At 69.6% G+C, this 16,212-nt stretch carries 18 protein-coding genes, 1 pseudogene and 1 riboswitch; of the genes and pseudogenes, 4 read left to right on the forward strand and 15 right to left on the reverse strand.

Annotated features, from left to right (window positions below; all coding sequences use genetic code 11):
* The first annotated feature begins 34 nt into the window (after positions 1-34).
* Together OG883_RS26645 and OG883_RS26650 are read left to right on the forward strand one after the other, a co-directional pair.
* The gene (locus OG883_RS26645; protein ID WP_266545598.1) at positions 35-1,303 is read left to right on the forward strand and encodes a PTS transporter subunit EIIC; all 1,269 of its coding nucleotides are present in this window, start codon (positions 35-37) and stop codon (positions 1,301-1,303) included.
* A 291-nt stretch (positions 1,304-1,594) separates the two neighbouring features.
* Positions 1,595-2,026 (forward strand): helix-turn-helix domain-containing protein, encoded by a 432-nt coding sequence (locus OG883_RS26650; RefSeq protein ID WP_266545599.1) that lies wholly within the window; start codon positions 1,595-1,597, stop codon positions 2,024-2,026.
* Between the two features lie 8 nt (positions 2,027-2,034).
* Here OG883_RS26650 and OG883_RS26655 read toward each other — a convergent pair whose 3' ends face one another.
* The 5 genes and pseudogenes from OG883_RS26655 to OG883_RS26675 all read right to left on the reverse strand — a co-directional run bounded on the left by OG883_RS26655 (position 2,035) and on the right by OG883_RS26675 (position 6,077).
* On the reverse strand, positions 2,035-3,231 hold the full coding sequence (locus OG883_RS26655; protein WP_266539015.1) for an IS110 family transposase: 1,197 nt from the start codon (positions 3,229-3,231) through the stop codon (positions 2,035-2,037).
* 316 nt (positions 3,232-3,547) lie between these two features.
* On the reverse strand, positions 3,548-4,150 hold the full coding sequence (locus OG883_RS26660) for a ClpP family protease (RefSeq protein ID WP_266545601.1): 603 nt from the start codon (positions 4,148-4,150) through the stop codon (positions 3,548-3,550).
* A gap of 1 nt (position 4,151) precedes the next feature.
* A complete protein-coding gene (locus OG883_RS26665; RefSeq protein WP_266545603.1) occupies positions 4,152-4,790 on the reverse strand; it encodes an ATP-dependent Clp protease proteolytic subunit in 639 nt (212 codons plus the stop codon).
* Between the two features lie 117 nt (positions 4,791-4,907).
* Positions 4,908-5,206, reverse strand: a pseudogene (locus OG883_RS26670) (transposase); the annotation flags it as partial.
* 118 nt (positions 5,207-5,324) lie between these two features.
* Complete coding sequence (locus tag OG883_RS26675) at positions 5,325-6,077, reverse strand: MBL fold metallo-hydrolase (protein WP_266545605.1); 753 nt, start codon at positions 6,075-6,077, stop codon at positions 5,325-5,327.
* Between the two features lie 224 nt (positions 6,078-6,301).
* Between OG883_RS26675 and OG883_RS26680 the strand changes: the two genes are divergently transcribed.
* Positions 6,302-6,811: a type II toxin-antitoxin system PemK/MazF family toxin gene (locus OG883_RS26680; protein WP_266545607.1), complete on the forward strand. Its 510-nt coding sequence runs from the start codon at positions 6,302-6,304 to the stop codon at positions 6,809-6,811.
* A 164-nt stretch (positions 6,812-6,975) separates the two neighbouring features.
* Here OG883_RS26680 and OG883_RS26685 read toward each other — a convergent pair whose 3' ends face one another.
* From OG883_RS26685 to clpS, 10 genes are all read right to left on the reverse strand, one after another.
* On the reverse strand, positions 6,976-7,926 hold the full coding sequence (locus tag OG883_RS26685; protein WP_266545610.1) for a PLP-dependent cysteine synthase family protein: 951 nt from the start codon (positions 7,924-7,926) through the stop codon (positions 6,976-6,978).
* Entirely contained in the window at positions 7,926-8,204 is a 279-nt protein-coding gene (locus tag OG883_RS26690) for a MoaD/ThiS family protein (RefSeq protein ID WP_266545613.1), read from the reverse strand. Before OG883_RS26690 ends, OG883_RS26685 begins: the two co-directional genes overlap by 1 nt.
* A gap of 102 nt (positions 8,205-8,306) precedes the next feature.
* Positions 8,307-8,423, reverse strand: coding sequence for a putative leader peptide (locus OG883_RS46840; protein WP_323180983.1), 117 nt, complete (start codon positions 8,421-8,423; stop codon positions 8,307-8,309).
* 78 nt (positions 8,424-8,501) lie between these two features.
* A complete protein-coding gene (locus OG883_RS26695; RefSeq protein WP_266545615.1) occupies positions 8,502-9,356 on the reverse strand; it encodes an ABC transporter ATP-binding protein in 855 nt (284 codons plus the stop codon).
* Positions 9,353-10,393, reverse strand: coding sequence for an iron ABC transporter permease (locus OG883_RS26700; RefSeq protein ID WP_266545616.1), 1,041 nt, complete (start codon positions 10,391-10,393; stop codon positions 9,353-9,355). Before OG883_RS26700 ends, OG883_RS26695 begins: the two co-directional genes overlap by 4 nt.
* Positions 10,394-10,401: 8 nt before the next feature.
* Positions 10,402-11,376, reverse strand: coding sequence for an ABC transporter substrate-binding protein (locus OG883_RS26705; RefSeq protein WP_266545619.1), 975 nt, complete (start codon positions 11,374-11,376; stop codon positions 10,402-10,404).
* A 39-nt stretch (positions 11,377-11,415) separates the two neighbouring features.
* Positions 11,416-11,545: riboswitch (cobalamin riboswitch) on the reverse strand.
* Positions 11,531-11,953, reverse strand: coding sequence for a M67 family metallopeptidase (locus tag OG883_RS26710; protein ID WP_266545622.1), 423 nt, complete (start codon positions 11,951-11,953; stop codon positions 11,531-11,533). Its footprint overlaps the riboswitch before it by 15 nt.
* An 82-nt stretch (positions 11,954-12,035) precedes the next feature.
* Complete coding sequence (locus OG883_RS26715; RefSeq protein WP_266545623.1) at positions 12,036-13,466, reverse strand: amino acid permease; 1,431 nt, start codon at positions 13,464-13,466, stop codon at positions 12,036-12,038.
* A gap of 401 nt (positions 13,467-13,867) precedes the next feature.
* Complete coding sequence (locus OG883_RS26720; protein ID WP_266545625.1) at positions 13,868-14,461, reverse strand: DUF2017 domain-containing protein; 594 nt, start codon at positions 14,459-14,461, stop codon at positions 13,868-13,870.
* On the reverse strand, positions 14,461-14,775 hold the full coding sequence (gene clpS, locus OG883_RS26725) for an ATP-dependent Clp protease adapter ClpS (RefSeq protein WP_266545628.1): 315 nt from the start codon (positions 14,773-14,775) through the stop codon (positions 14,461-14,463). The genes OG883_RS26720 and clpS overlap by 1 nt, the downstream gene beginning before the upstream one ends.
* An 80-nt stretch (positions 14,776-14,855) precedes the next feature.
* On the opposite strand from clpS, the gene OG883_RS26730 reads away from it, so the two are divergent.
* A complete protein-coding gene (locus OG883_RS26730; protein ID WP_266545629.1) occupies positions 14,856-16,184 on the forward strand; it encodes a nicotinate phosphoribosyltransferase in 1,329 nt (442 codons plus the stop codon).
* Positions 16,185-16,212 lie beyond the last annotated feature (28 nt).

The following is a 16,212-nucleotide window of genomic DNA, read 5'->3' on the forward strand; positions in this document are numbered from 1 at the left end:
GCCTCCGGCCGGGGGGACTCCCAGGAGGAAGTTGATGTCCACGGCTAGCGCCGCCCCCGAGGCGGACAAGAAGAAGACGGGCGCCGGCGCGATGGCTGTCATGCAGCGCATCGGCCGCAGCCTCATGCTGCCGGTCGCCGTGCTGCCCGCCGCCGCGCTCCTGGTGCGTTTCGGCCAGCCCGACATGCTCGGCAAGGAGTCGTTCCCCGCCTTCGTCACCAAGCTCGCCGGCTACATGGCAGCCGGCGGCGGTGCGCTGCTCGACAATATGCCACTGCTGTTCGCCGTCGGCATCGCAATCGGCTTCGCCAAGAAGTCGGACGGCTCGACCGCTCTTGCGGCCGTCGCGGGCTACCTGGTCTTCAAGCACGTGCTGGCCACGTTCACCGACCCCAACCTGGACAAGGTCGCCAAGGTCGTCGACGGCAAGATCGTCATGACCGAGGCCCCGGTGGACGCCAAGGTTCTCGGCGGCGTGGTGATGGGCATAGTCGTCGCCCTGCTGTACCAGAAGTTCTACCGGACCAAGCTGCCCGACTGGGCCGGCTTCTTCGGCGGCCGCCGTCTCGTCCCGATCCTCTCCGCCTTCGCCGGTCTGATCGTCGGCATCATCTTCGGCCTGATCTGGCCGGTCCTCGGCGCGGGGCTGCACAACTTCGGTGAGTGGCTGGTGGGCTCCGGCGCTGTCGGCGCGGGCATCTTCGGTGTCGCCAACCGTGCGCTGATCCCGATCGGCATGCACCACCTGCTGAACTCCTTCCCGTGGTTCCAGGCCGGTTCCTACGAGGGCAAGAGCGGCGACATCGCCCGCTTCCTCCAGGGCGACCCGAGCGCCGGACAGTTCATGACCGGCTTCTTCCCGATCATGATGTTCGCCCTCCCGGCGGCCTGCCTCGCGATCGTGCACTGTGCCCGCCCGGAGCGCCGCAAGGTCGTCGGCGGCATGATGTTCTCCCTCGCGCTCACCTCCTTCGTCACCGGCGTGACCGAGCCGATCGAGTTCACGTTCATGTTCATCGCCCCGGTGCTGTACGCGGTCCACGCGGTGCTCACCGGAGTCTCGATGGCGCTGACCTGGGCGCTGGGAATGAAGGACGGCTTCGGCTTCTCGGCCGGCGCGGTGGACTTCTTCCTCAACCTGGGCATCGCGTCCAACCCATGGGGACTCGCGCTGGTCGGCCTCTGCTTCGCGGCGGTCTACTACGTGGTCTTCCGCTTCGCGATCACCAGGTTCAACCTTCCGACGCCGGGCCGGGAGTCCGACGAGGAGCTCGCCGAGCTGCAGAAGGCCGAGGCGAAGTAGGCCTCAGGCATTCGGGCACCGCGCACGAAGCCCCTGCCTTCCGTACGGAGGGCAGGGGCTTCGGTCTGTTCCCGCGTTTCGCGCCGGTCGCCGGACCTCGCGGGCTTCGCAGGCCTCGCAGGCCTCGCAGGCCTCGCAGGCCGTGTTCGGATCTCGCAGAGCGCGCCCAGCCCCGCGTCCAGTGCTGTGACCGGAAAGTTCACCGGCTCGCGACACCTCCAGTCCGCCCGCACGGCTTCACCCAGGGCAGAACGCCGCTCCCCCGGCGCCCCGGATCCCTAGGCTGAAGGGGTGAGCACTCATGCGCCGAACGAAGCCCGTGTCATCCCCCTGCGCCCGCAGACCTCGCCGCCCGGTTCCGGTGGGGCGACCCGCGCCCCGCAGCGACCGGCGGGAGCCCCACAGACACCCGCGCCGAGGGAAACCCTGTGGCGCGACCTCGTCGGCGGTGTGCTGCGGCGCGAGCGGCTCGCCCAGGAGCGCACGCTGAAGGACGTCGCGGAGGCGGCCCGGATCTCGATGCCGTACCTGTCGGAGCTGGAGCGCGGACGCAAGGAGGCCTCCTCCGAGGTGCTCGCGGCCGCCGCCCAGGCCCTCGGGCTCGGCCTCGCCGACCTGCTCTCGCTCGCCCAGGACGAGCTGGCCCGGTACGCCCGGAGCCGGGTGGGCCGGGGCCGCACGTCGCCCACGGCGCAGTACGACGGCCTCTGCCTCGCTTCCTAATGTTGTTGTCAAGCAGCCGGTGTCACTGGGGGTGCGACCTGGTAGCACCGTCGGTCGCGGATCAGGGCCCATAGGACGTTGACGCGTCGGCGGGCGAGGGCGAGCACGGCCTGGACGTGTTTCTTCCCCTCGGCGCGTTTGCGGTCGTAGAACTTCCGGGAGTTGGGATCGCATCGGATGCTGACCAGCGCGGAGGTGTAGAACACCCGCTGCAATCGCCGGTGGTATGCCATGGGCCGGTGGAGATTGCCGCTGACCTTGCCCGAGTCACGCGGCGCGGGAGCGACACCGGCGAAGGCCGCCAGGGCGTCCGGGGAGTCGAACTCGTCGAGGCTGCCGCCGATGGCGGCGAGGAACTCCGCACCGAGCACGGTGCCGATGCCCGGAACACTTTGGACTATGTCGGCGAGTTCGTGCTCGCGAAACCGGCCCTCGATGAGCTTGTCCATCTCGGAGATCTGCTCGTTGAGGGTCATCACCTCCTCGGCCAGGGTGTGGACCAGCCTGGCGATGGTCTTCTCCCCTGGGATCGAGGTGTGCTGGCGCTCGGCGGCCCCGACCGCCGCCTCGGCCAGGGCCCTCGCGTTACGGACCTTGCGGTTGGCCAGCCACTTGGTCAGCCGCGAGGTGCCGGTGCGGCGGATCGCGGCCGGGGTCTGGTAGCCCGTCAGCAGCTTGAGCGGTCCGGCGTTGGTCACGTCCAGGGCCCGTTCCAGGGCCGGGAACATGCTCATCAGGGTGCCGCGAAGGCGGTTGACCACGCGGGTGCGGTCCTCGACAAGGTCGGCACGGCGTCCAGTCAGCAGCTTGAGCTCGATGGCGGCTTCGTCGCCGGGGCGGATGGGCCGCAGGTCGCGGCGCATCCTGGCCTGGTCGGCGATCACGTAGGCGTCGCGGGCATCGGTCTTGCCCTCACCGCGGTAGCCGTCGGAGGCCCGGTTGACCAGGCGGCCGGGGATGTAGAGGACCTCCTGGCCGTGGCTGACCAGCAGGGCCAGCAGCAGCGCGGGCTCGCCCCCGGTCATGTCGATGGCCCAGGTGACCTGACGGCCGTCGGCCAGGTCGAGGACGTCACCGATCAGCTTCAGCAGCTCGGGCTCGTCGTTGGCGACCCGCCGCGAGAGCAATGTCTTGCTGTCGGCGTCCATCGCAAGGCCGTGATGATGGCCCTTGCCGCTGTCGATGCCCACCCATATCCGGCTCATCGCGCTCCTGCCATGCGTATTCGTACGGTTCGTACCACGGACGACCTCGCCGGCATTGCTCTACTCAGCGACTTGTTCGCACTTCCTAATCGGCGGCCGAGTCGTCGTGGGGCGCCGGGCGGCGAAGCGAGGGAAGCCACCGTCGGCAGCAGCCTGATAGCCACACCCGACACCCCTGGGTGTCCTCACCCTACGAATGGGAGGACCAACCCGATCAAGAAGGTAGAGCGGCCTGACCGAACCGACGGCCGGTACGACGGGGCGCACCACCGCCGTACCGGCCGGCTCGCCGGCCTTCGGCCACGGCCGCGCGGGGTCAGACGAACGCGAGCCGTCGGCTCAGCACCTCGTCGGCGAGCCCGTAGGCGACGGCCTCCTCGGCGGTGAGCACCTTGTCCCGGTCCATGTCCGCGCGCAGCGTCGCCACGTCGTGATGCGTGTGCCGGGACAGGACCTCCTCCACCTGCGAGCGGATGCGGACCATCTCCTTGGCCGCGAGGCTGAGGTCGGAGACCGTCCCCTGCCGGCCGTCGCTGGCCGGCTGGCCGAGCAGCACCCGCGCGTGCTGGAGCACGAACCGTCGCCCGGGATCTCCGCCGGCCAGCAGCACCGCCGCCGTCGACGCCGCCTGACCGACGCAGAACGTGGAGATCGGCGCCTGCACGAACGTCATCGTGTCGTAGATCGCCATCAGCGAAGTGAACGATCCACCGGGCGAGTTGAGATAGATCGAGATCTCGTGCTCCGGGTTCGCCGACTCCAGATGCAGGAGTTGCGCGATGACCACATTGGCGACCCCGTCGTCGATCTCGGTGCCGAGGAAGATGATCCGCTCGTTCAGCAGCCGGCTGAAGACGTCGTAGGACCGCTCACCCTGCGCGGTCCGCTCGATGACGTAGGGAACCGTGTACGACCCCATGTCACAACCCCATCCGTCGGCGCGACGCGGCCGGGCGGATGTCGGCGAGCGACTCCACCACCCGGTCCACGATCCCGTACTCCCTGGCCTGCTCGGCCGTGAACCAGCGGTCCCGGTCGCCGTCCCGCGCGATCGTCTCCTCGCTCTGCCCGGTGTGCTCGGCGGTGATCCGCTCGACGGCCTTCTTGGTGAACTGGAGGTTCTCCGCCTGGATCTCGATGTCCGCGGCGGTGCCACCGATGCCCGCTGAGGGCTGGTGCATCATGATCCGCGCGTTCGGCAGCACCAACCGCTTGCCGGGCGCCCCCACGGTGAGCAGGAACTGGCCCATGCTGGCGGCGAACCCCATCGCCAGCGTCGAGACGTCGTTCGGGATGAGCCGCATGGTGTCGTAGATGGCGAGACCCGCGGTGACCGACCCGCCGGGGCTGTTGATGTACAGGCTGATGTCGGTGCGCGGGTCCTCCGCCGACAGCAGCAGCAGCTGCGCGCACACCCGGTTGGCCGACACGTCGTCGACCTGTGAGCCGAGGAGGACGATCCGCTGGGCGAGCAGCTGTGCCGCGAGATGGTCGTCGAAGCGGCTGGGCGGTGTGTCGCCCTCCTCCGCGCGGGGCCGGAGCGTGGTGAGTGGAGTCATCTGGTCTCCTTGTCGAGGCAGGATTGCTGTCGGCTCCACTCTTGACCTCGGGAGATCATCGGATGCGGTTTCTCTGCCCGCCGCAGATTCGCCACGAGCAGAGATGACGGCTCAGCCCTGGCCGAGCTCGGTGGGGCGGGTAGTGGCCATCTGGACGACGAAGCCCTCGTCGTCAGGGGTGAGCAGGCGGGGACGGCCTCCCGCCCACTGAGGGTCCAGGCGGGCCAGGCCGATCTCGTTGAACCGGTGGATCACATCCCGCACGTGTCCTCGTCGGCCTGGACAAGCCGGGCGATCACCGGCACCCGGTTCCCGCCGGCAGATGCCAATGGCATCATCGCCCGGCGACAGCGCACCGAGCCGGTACTGCCCCGGCGCACGATCTGCTGAAGCTTCTGCCCTTCCTGATCGGTCAGTCTTCACACCCGCACAGGCTCGGCCACCACACCTCCAGCGGTCGGAACGACGTCACCGCCCGTCCAACCGCTCCAACCGCTCCAACCGCCAACCCGGCGAGCTCATGCGGTCACAGCGCTAGACCTCGTAGACCGCGCCCGGAACGGCGATCTCGGTCGGGCCTCCGTACACCGCGCGCGCGTCGGCCAGGTTCTGCCGGGGGTCGGTCCACGGCGGGATGTGGGTCAGCACGAGCCGGCCGGCCCTCGCGCGCTGCGCGTGCGCCCCGGCCTCGCGGCCGTTGAGGTGGAGGTCGGGGATGTCCTCCTTGCCGTGCGTGAAGGACGCCTCGCACAGGAACAGATCGCTGCCGTCGGCGAGTTCGTGCAGGGCCTCGCAGACACCGGTGTCACCGGAGTACGTGAGCACCTTGCCGGCGTGCTCCAGACGGATGCCGTACGCCTCGACCGGGTGGTGCACCTTCTCCGTACGGACGGAGAACGGGCCGATGTCGAAGCTGCCGGACTTCAGCGTGCGGAAGTCGAAGACCTCGCTCATGGCGGAGGGGGAGGGGGTGTCCGCATAGGCGGTGATGAGCCGCTGCTCGGTGCCCTCGGGGCCGAAGACCGGGAGAGGGTCGCAGCGGCCGCCGTCGTGGCGGTAGTAGCGGGCGACGAAGTACCCGCACATGTCGATGCAGTGGTCCGCGTGGAGGTGGCTGAGGAAGATGGCGTCGAGGTCGTAGAGACCGACATGGCGCTGGAGCTCGCCCAGGGCGCCGTTGCCCATGTCGAGGAGCAGCCGAAAGCCGTCGGCCTCTACGAGGTAGCTCGAGCAGGCCGATTCCGCGGACGGAAACGACCCCGAGCAGCCGACGACGGTGAGCTTCATGGAGCTTGAACCTCCGTTGACGAGGAGGGCTGGGGGAAGGTCGTGCGGTCTGTCGAGCGTAAGGCGCGAAAGGCCTGGTCGCTCCTTGGTCGCAGGCTGTTGTGGGGGAACTCACCTGCGTTGTCACCGGTTCGGGGGGCGCGGGTGGGACGGCGTGCGCGGGCCGGGACGGGAGGCGGTGCGGAAGGCGCGCATGCCGACCGGTGCGCCGGTACCGTCTGGGTATGGACACGTCGTGGTGGCTCGCTGTGTTTGCCGTGGTGGTGATCGCGCTGGTCGCCGCGGTGGTGGACGGGCGGGGCCGGAGCGGGAGCCGCCGGCCCGGCGGGCGTGCCCGTCCGCCGGGCCGGCCGACCGGCCCGCGGCGCGGGCCGAAACGGAGGCCGCAGCCGGGCGAGATCTGGTGGGCGGATGTGCCGTACGAGGACGGGCACGGGTCGAAGGACAGGCCGTGCCTGGTGCTGTCGGTACGGGGCGCGCGCGGGGTACGCGGCGTCCGGGGCGTACGTGGCGCCCAGAACGGCACGGCGCTGGTCGCGAAGATCACGAGCAAGTACCGCGACGAGAAGGCGGGAGTGATCTCGCTGCCGCCGGGGACGGTGGGCGACGCCCACGGCAGGCCGAGCTTCCTGGAGACGGCGGAGCTGCGCGAGGTCGCGATGTGGGAGTTCCGGCGCCGGGTGGGCGTGGTGGACCCCACGGTCTGGGACCAGGTCCGGCACCTCGCGGTGTGACGGGGTGGGGCGGCCGGCCCTCCGGGCGCCCGTACCCCAGAGCAACGGGCGGGTGGGTGGCAGCGGGCGCCGCCCCGCACCTCCCGAGGGACGGGCGGGTGGACAGGCGCCGTGTTCCGGGCAGGGGCTGCACCTCCGCGCCCCCGCCCTACGCCCCTACGCCCCTACGCCCAGAGCTGGCCCTGGAGCGTTTCGATGGCCGCTTCCGTCGTCGCTGCCGTGTAGACGCCCGTCGACAGGTACTTCCAGCCACCGTCCGCGACCACGAAGACGATGTCCGCCGGCTCGCCCGCCTTGAGCGCCTTCCTGCCCACGCCGATCGCCGCGTGCAGGGCCGCGCCCGTCGAGACGCCGGCGAAGATCCCCTCCTGCTGGAGGAGTTCACGGGTGCGTGTGACGGCGTCCGCCGAGCCCACGGAGAAGCGGGTCGTCAGGACCGAGGCGTCGTAGAGCTCGGGGACGAAGCCCTCGTCCAGGTTGCGCAGGCCGTAGACCAGGTCGTCGTAGCGCGGCTCCGCGGCGACGATCTTGATGTCGGGCTTGTGCTCCCGCAGGAAGCGGCCCACGCCCATCAGCGTGCCCGTGGTGCCCAGGCCCGCCACGAAGTGGGTGATGGAGGGGAGATCCGCGAAGATCTCCGGGCCCGTCGTGGCGTAGTGCGCGCCCGCGTTGTCCGGATTGCCGTACTGGTAGAGCATCACCCAGTCCGGGTGCTCGGCCGCCATCTCCTTGGCGACGCGTACCGCCGTGTTGGAGCCGCCCGCCGCCGGGCTGGGGATGATCTCCGCGCCCCACATGGCGAGCAGCTGACGGCGCTCCTCGCTGGTGTTCTCCGGCATGACGCACACGATGCGGTAGCCCTTGAGCTTCGCCGCCATCGCCAGCGAGATGCCGGTGTTGCCGCTGGTCGGCTCCAGGATCGTGCAGCCCGGCTTCAGACGGCCGGCCTTCTCCGCCTGCTCGATCATGTGGAGCGCCGGGCGGTCCTTGATCGAGCCGGTGGGGTTGCGGTCCTCCAGCTTGGCCCAGATGCGGACGTCGTCCGACGGGGACAGCCGCGGGAGGCGCACCAGCGGCGTGTTGCCGACCGCCGCCAGCGGGGAGTCGTACCGCATCAGACCATGCCGCCGGCCACTGCCGGGAGGATCGTGACGCTGTCGCCGTCGGTCAGCTTGGTGGAGATGCCGTCCAGGAATCGGACGTCCTCGTCGTTGAGGTAGACGTTCACGAAGCGGCGCAGCTGGCCGCCGTCGACGATGCGCTCCCGGATGCCGGTGTGGCGGGACTCGAGGTCGGCGAAGAGATCAGCGAGGGTGTCACCGCTGCCCTCGACGGCCTTGGCGCCGTCGGTGTAGGTGCGGAGGATGGTCGGGATGCGGACCTCGATGGCCATGGCATGGGCTCCTGTCGGGCGTGTGGCGGGGGCATGAGGGGCGCGCGGCTCTGGGACCCCCGCGCGAGGGGTGGTGCGGTGGTGCGCTCGGGCCGTCCGTGGTCAGAACGCGGCGGGGCACGTACACATGGCGCTGGCGAGGCGGCACAGGTCGACGTGCAGCCGCGCCACGAGCAGCACAGTGCTCGGCGTCTTGTCGCTCACGTCGTGGAAAACCATGCGGTCATCGTATCGATTCCCGGTCCGTGTTCCGGAATGTGATCCCGCATGGTGGACATCTCATGCTCACCAGCTGGACTACGGGAGATAGGTGATCGAGGGGCAGCCCGTCGTCGGATGCGTGGTGACCTCGGCGTTGACCTCGTAGACGGCCGACAGCAGCTCCGGCGTGAGGACGTCTGCGGGAGTGCCCGAGGCGACGATCCGGCCGGCCCGCAGCACATACAGACGGTCGCAGTAGTACGCCGCGAGGTTCAGATCGTGCAGCGCCAGCAGACTCGTCGTGCCCAGGGTGCGGATCAGGGTGAGGATCTCGAGCTGGTAGCGGATGTCGAGATGGTTCGTCGGCTCGTCGAGGACGACGAGGGCGGGGTCCTGCACCAACGCCCGTGCCACCAGGGCCCGTTGCCGCTCCCCGCCGGAGAGTGAGCGGAAAGCGCGGTCGGCCACGGCGGGCTCGATGCCGACCCGGGCGAGGGCTTTGCTCACCAGATCCGCGTCCGTCGCCGTGTCAGCCTCCCAGAAGCGTTTGTGCGGGGAGCGGCCCATGGCGACGACCTCGCGGACGGTCAGCTCGAACTCCGCCTGCCCTTCCTGCGGGACGGTCGCGATACGCCGGGCGCGGGCCTTGGGGCCCATGGTGTGGAGATCGTCACCGTCGAGGAGGGCGCGGCCGCGGGTGGGGCGCAAGGTGCCGTACACGCAGCGCAGCAGTGTCGTTTTGCCGCTGCCGTTGGGACCGACCAGGCCCACCGTCTCGCCGGGGGCCGCCGTCAGGTCGGCGGAGTCGACGAGGGTGCGACCGTCGATCCCGTACGACAGGCCTTCGACACTCAGGGCGGCGGTCGGCCCGGCGGCCGCCTCGGCCGAGAGCCCGGCGGAGAGCCCGGCGGAGAGCCCGGCGGTCGTGCGAGCAGTCGTACGGGAGGTCATACGAGGGATCCTTCCGGGCGGCGGCGCATCAGCCACAGGAACAGCGGGCCGCCGGTCAGCGCGGTGAGCACGCCGACCGGGATGTCCTGCGGGGCCGCGACCGTACGGGCGGCGAGGTCGGCCACCACCAGGGCCACCGCCCCGCCGAGCGCGGCCACGGGCAGCAGCGTGCGATGACCGGCCCCGACCGCCATCCGGGCCGCGTGCGGCACCATGAGCCCGACGAAGCCGACGGCCCCGCTCACCGCCACCATCACCGCGGTGAGCAGCGAGGCGAGGACGAAGACGGCGGCGCGGAAGCGTGAGGTGTCCAGGCCGAGGACCGTCGCGCCCTCCTCCCCCACCAGCAGCAGATCCAGCGGCCTGGCGAGCGCGGTGAGCAGGGTGATGCCGACGGCGAGTACGGCGGCGGGCACCAGCAGGCTTTCCCAGCGGGCGCTGCCGAGTCCGCCGAGCGTCCAGAACATCGCCTCCTGGAAGTGCTCAGGGCGGCCGGAGACGACCAGTACGAGGGTGGTGAGCGCGGAGAGGATGTACGAGACGGCGACCCCGGCCAGCACGAGCCGGCCGCCGGTGATCGTGCCGCCGGTGCGGGACAGGGTGTAGACGAGCACCATCGCAAGGAGCGCGCCGACGAACGCCGCGGCCGGCATGGCGACCGTGGTGGTGATCCCGCCGCCGATGCCGAGGACGAGCACCAGCACCGCACCGACCGAGGCCCCCGACGAGATGCCGAGCAGGAAGGGGTCGGCGAGCCGGTTGCGTACGAGCGCCTGGAGGACCGTGCCGACGACGGCGAGCCCGGCGCCGACGACCGCGCCGAGCAGCACGCGCGGCAGCCGTACGTCCAGCACGATCGTGCGGAAGGGGCTCGGGTCCGCGCCGCCGGTGAGGATGGTGAGGACGTCGGCGGGCGGGATGCGTACGGATCCGAGTGCGAGACCGGCGACGACGGCGGCGGCGAGAGCGAGAGCCAGCCCGCCCAGGACAAGGGTGTAGCGGAGCCGCCCGCGTGCGGGCGGGGTCGCGCGGCCCACGGCGGGCGCTACTTCTTCAGCTCGGGGTGGATCTGCTGCGCCAGCTTTGCGATGGCGGCCGGGGCCCGTACCCCCAGCACCGCGTCGGACAGCGGCAGCACCGCGAAGCGCTTGTTCTTGATCGCGGGTACGTCCTTGAGCACCGGGTCGTCCAGCAGCCGCTGCTTCTTCTGCTCGACGGTGGTGGAGCCGTAGTCGTAGATGACGATGGTCTCGGGCTTGCGGGCGACGACCTGCTCCCAGGTGGCGTCGCCGAACGACTTGTCGATGTCGGCGAAGACGTTGCGGCCCCCGGCGCGGTTGATCATCTCGTTGCCGATGCCCTTGCCGCCCGCGGTGAAGGCGGTCTTGTCGCCGCTGTCGTAGACGAAGACGGAGACCGGCTTGACGTCCTTGAGCTCGGTGGCGGTGGCCGCGACGGTCCCACGGGCCGCGGCGATCCACTTCCCGGCGCGGTCGGGAACGCCGAAGGTGCGGCCGGCCTCCGCGACCTCCTGGTAGACGTCGTCCATGGAGGTGCTGCCGTTGGCGCAGTTCTCCAGGTTGAGGCGGGTGTTGATGCCGGCGGCCTTGAGGTCGTCGCGGCTGCGGCCGTCCTTGGCGTCGAAGGCGCTGGCGTAACCGCCGTAGACGAAGTCGGGGTTGGCGGCCAGGAGCTTCTCCTTGGCGGGGTACTCCTTGGCGAGCACGGGGACGCTCTTGTACGCCTTCTCGTAGCGCGGCAGCACACGGTCGTCGAGATAGGCCGTGCCGACCAGGGACTTCGCCAGGCCCAGTTCGAGCATGACCTCGGTGACGTGCTGGTTCATGGTGACGACCCGCTCGGGCGGGGCCTGGTAGGTCGTCTTCACCCCACAGTTGGAGACGGTGTACGGGAAGCCGGGCGCGGCCTTCGCGTCGGGCTTCGCCTCCGTGGTGGTGCCGCCGCAGGCGGCGAGCGGGAAGAGTGTGACGGCTATGAGCGCAGCATGACGCCTGGACATGGCGTGGCCTCCTCCGGGGATTTCCGCGTCCCCTGGGTGGTGGAAGAAAAGGCGGCAGGCCAGTTCCTGGCTTCCGGGCAGCGCCCGGTCACAGTGGCGGGACCGTGCCGGATTCACACCGGCTTCCTGGGTCCTGCCGCCTCAAAGGTCGTGCTCAGTATGCCTCTACGACCTTGACCTCTTCCTCGGTGACTTCGCCGTCCACGATGCGGAACGAGCGGAACTGGAAGGGGCCCGCGTCATCGGTGTCGGCGGTGGAGACCAGGACGTAGTGGGCGCCCGGCTCGTTGGCGTAGCTGATGTCCGTACGGGACGGGTACGCCTCGGTCGCGGTGTGCGAGTGGTAGATGATCACCGGCTCTTCGTCGCGGTCGTCCAGCTCGCGGTAGAGCTTCAGCAGGTCCGTGGAGTCGAACTCGTAGAACGTGGGTGAGCGGGCCGCGTTCAGCATGGGGATGAAGCGTTCGGGCCGGCCGCTGCCCTCGGGGCCCGCGACCATGCCGCAGGCCTCGTCGGGGTGGTCGGCGCGGGAGTGCGCGACGATCTGGTCGAACAGGGCCTGGGTGAGGGTCAGCATGGGGATCAGGATAAACAGAAGGGCCGGCCCGTACCGAGGAGTGGTACGGACCGGCCCGAATGCTGGACGGGACGCTTACGCGTCAGCGCTTGGCGAAAGCCGCGCCCTGCGGGTTGCGCTTCTTCAGGACCAGGTACGACACGGCGAGGAGCAGGCCCCACAGCGGCGCGCAGTACAGCGAGATCCGCGCGTCCTTGTCGATGCCCATCATCACGATGACCATGCCGATGAAGAGCAGTGCGAACCAGCTGGTGTACGGGGCGCCGGGCGCCTTGAAGGTCGACTGCGGCAGCTCACCGCGGTCCGCCTTGGCCCGGTAGCGGATCTGGCTGACCAGGATCATGATCCAGGCCCACATGCCGGAGATGGTCGCGAAGGAGACGACGTAGTTGAACGCCTCGCCCGGAGCCTTGTAGTTGATCCAGACGCCGACCAGCATCAGCGCGGCGGAGAAGGTCGTGCCGATCAGCGGCAGGCCGTTCTTCGTCAGCTTGGTGAAGGCCCTCGGGCCCTGCCCGTTGAGCGCCAGGTCACGCAGCATGCGGCCGGTGGAGTACATACCGGAGTTGCAGGAGGAGAGTGCGGCCGTCAGCACGACGAAGTTGACGATCGCGGCGCCGATGCCGAGGCCCATCTTCTCGAAGGCGGCGACGAACGGCGAGATGCCCGGCTGGAAGTGGGTCCAGGGCACCACCGACAGGATCATGATCAGCGCGCCGACGTAGAAGACGGCGATACGCCACGGAACGGTGTTGATGGCCTTGGGGAGGGTCTTCTCCGGGTCCTTGGACTCGCCGGCGGTGACGCCGACCAGCTCGACCGCGAGGAAGGCGAACATCACGAGCTGCAGGGTCATCAGCGTGCCGCCGATGCCCTTGGGGAAGAAGCCGCCGTCGGCCCACAGGTGGGTGACGGACGCGGTGTCACCGGCGTCGGAGAAGCCGATCGTGAGCACACCGGCGCAGATCAGGATCATGCCGATGATGGCCGTCACCTTGACCATCGAGAACCAGAACTCCAGCTCACCGAAGAGCTTCACGGAGATGAGGTTCGCGCCGTACAGGATGATGGTGAAGACCAGCGCGGAGAGCCATTGCGGAATGTCCCACCAGTACGTCATGTACGTGGCGGCCGCGGTGACTTCGGTGATGCCGGTGACGACCCAGAAGAGCCAGTACGTCCAGCCGGTGACGAAGCCCGCGAAGGGACCGACGAACTCACGCGCGTACTCGGCGAAGGATCCCGAGACGGGGCGGTACATGAGCAGCTCGCCCAGGGCCCGCATGATGAAGAAGATGACCAGGCCCGCAATGGCGTAGGCCAGGATGAGGCTGGGGCCGGCCTTGGAGATGCCCTTGCCCGCGCCGAGGAAGAGGCCGGTGCCGATGGCGCCGCCGATCGCGATCATCTGGATCTGACGAGCACCCAGTCCGCGCTGGTAACCCTCGTCCGCGCCTGCCGCGGACCCCGCGGCCTCATTGCCGTCGTGCTTGTCGACCTGCAGTGAGGTCATGGTGATGCGCCCTTTCTCCATGCCGATCCGCGTCCGCTGCATCTGCCGCGCGACTGCGGACCAGGTCCTGATCCCCCCGGATGTGAATGGAGTGCTACCGGCGGTCTGCCGGCCCAAGCGCCCCCAGGAACATGGGTGGCGTCCCCGGCGGTCGTGAAGATTTATCACGGCCGTCACATGATCCACGGGGGGCGATGTGGCGTACGCCACAGAAAGAAGCGGACAAAGGGCTCTCGGCATCGCAAACCATGCCGTTGTGGTGACGGGATCGTTATCCGGATTTGAGTGTCCGTTGAGCGAACACTTCAGGACACCGGGACGTCGGTCTCAGGACATCTCCGGGAGGCCTCTCGGGAGACGTCCCGGGACGTCTCTGACGACTCCGACATCTCTGACGTCTCTCAGGACATCAGGGTCTCGACGAGCGTCTCCTGGAGCGCACCGAGCCAGAGGTAGGCCATCACCATCGGTTTGCGCGGGTCCGAGTCCGGCAGCCGGTAGAGATCGCCGCTCTCGTCCTCGTCGCTGACCTCGAGGCGGGTACCGATGGTCAGCCGCAGGTCGTTGAGCGCACCGAGCCAGTGCAGGCAGTCGTCGGCGGTCAGCTTGAGGACGGCACCGCCCTCGCCCGCGGCGGTCGTCGAGTCCAGGGTGCGGACGACCGCGAGCGCGTCATCCCGCTTGCGGGAGCGCAGGTCGGTTTCGGTGAAGCGCCTGAACTCCGCGGAGGCGGCGCGCAGTTCGTCGTCCTCCGCATCGGCGTCCGGGCCGCCGTACGCCTCCGGGAACAGCCGGGCCAGCGCCGGATCGGACGGCGGCTCGCTGGGGCCCTCGGTGAACAGCGCGGCGAGCGGGTCCTCGCCCTCGACCCGCTCGTCGCCGGGCCCGATCAGCTCGAGCAGCTGGACGGCGAGCGAGCGCAGGATGGAGATCTCGACGTCGTCGAGCGCGACGGCAGCGCCGCCGCCGGGGATCTGCTCGAAGTGCCCGGACATCAGTTGCGGTCCTGGGAGAGCGTCGCCCACAGTCCGTATCCGTGCATCGCCTGCACGTCACGCTCCATCTCCTCGCGGCTGCCGCTGGAGACGACGGCGCGCCCCTTGTGATGAACGTCGAGCATCAGCTTGTGCGCCTTGTCCTTGGAGTAGCCGAAGTAGGCCTGGAAGACATAGGTGACGTAGCTCATCAGATTGACCGGGTCGTTGTGGACGAGCGTCACCCAGGGCACATCCGGCTCGGGTACGGCAAAGGTCTCCTCGGCCGACTCGGGGCGTTCGATCTCTACGGGAGCAACACTCACCTGGTCCATGCTGCCACCCGGGAGGGCGCATCGCACAAACGACCCTCACATCTCGTCAGTCTGACGAGATGTGGAGTAGCATCCTCGCCATGAACACTGCGGACCTGGGCCTGCCGGTGGATGTTCCCTCGACAGCGCTCTTCACGGACCAGTACGAGCTCACGATGCTGCGGGCCGCCCTGCAGTCGGGCACCGCGGACCGGCGCTCCGTCTTCGAGGTCTTCACGCGCAGGCTGCCCGAGGGACGTCGTTACGGCGTCGTGGCGGGCACCGGCCGGGTGCTCGACGCCGTCGAGAACTTCCGCTTCGACGCCGGCGTACTGGCCTTTCTGCGCGAGCAGCAGATCGTCGACGAGCCGACGCTGCAGTGGCTCGCGTCGTACCGCTTCAACGGCGACATCTGGGGCTACCCCGAGGGCGAGGTGTACTTCCCGGGCTCGCCGATCCTGCGCGTCGAGGGTTCCTTCGCCGAGTGTGTGCTGCTCGAGACCGTGATCCTGTCGATCCTCAACCACGACTCGGCCATCGCCGCGGCGGCCTCGCGGATGTCGGCCGCGGCGGGCGGGCGCAGGCTGATCGAGATGGGCGCCCGGCGCACACACGAACTCGCCGCGGTCGCCTCCTCGCGCGCCGCGTACGTCGGCGGCTTCCACTCCACCTCGGACCTGGCCGCCGGATTCCGCTACGCCATCCCGACGGTGGGCACCAGCGCGCACGCCTTCACCCTGCTCCACGACAGCGAGCGCGACGCCTTCCAGGCGCAGGTGAACTCACTCGGACGAGGGACAACGCTGCTCGTCGACACCTATGACGTGGCCGAGGCCGTCCGCACCGCCGTGGAGATCACGGGGACCGAGCTCGGAGCCGTACGCATCGACTCCGGGGACCTGCTGCTGGTCGCGCACCGGGTGCGGCAGCAGCTGGACGAACTCGGCGCGGTGAACACCAAGATCGTGGTGACCTCGGACCTGGACGAGTACGCGATCGCCTCGCTCGCCGCGGCGCCGGTGGACGCGTACGGCGTGGGGACACAGCTGGTCACCGGCAGCGGGCACCCCACCTGCTCGATGGTCTACAAGCTGGTCGCCCGCGCACGGTCGACAGACCCGAAGGCGCCGCTTCAGCCGGTGGCGAAGAAGTCGCTGGGCGCGAAGACCTCGGTGGGGGGCCGCAAGTGGGCGGCGCGGCGCCCGGACGCGTACGGGGTCGCCGAGGCCGAGGTGATCGGTGTCGACACCGTCCCGTCCGGGCTTGTGGACCAGCAGCTGCTGGTGGAGCTGGTCAAGGGCGGCGAGGTCGTCGCCCGGGAGTCGCTGGACGCGGCGCGCGAGCGCCACATCGCGGCGCTCGCCGGGCTGCCCATGTCGGCGATCCAGCTCTCCAAGGGCGAGCCGGTCATCCCCACGGAGTATGTATGAACGCGCCCGAAGCCCTCTCCCGCACGGC

It is taken from the genome of Streptomyces sp. NBC_01142 (genome assembly GCF_026341125.1).
Classification (GTDB): domain Bacteria; phylum Actinomycetota; class Actinomycetes; order Streptomycetales; family Streptomycetaceae; genus Streptomyces.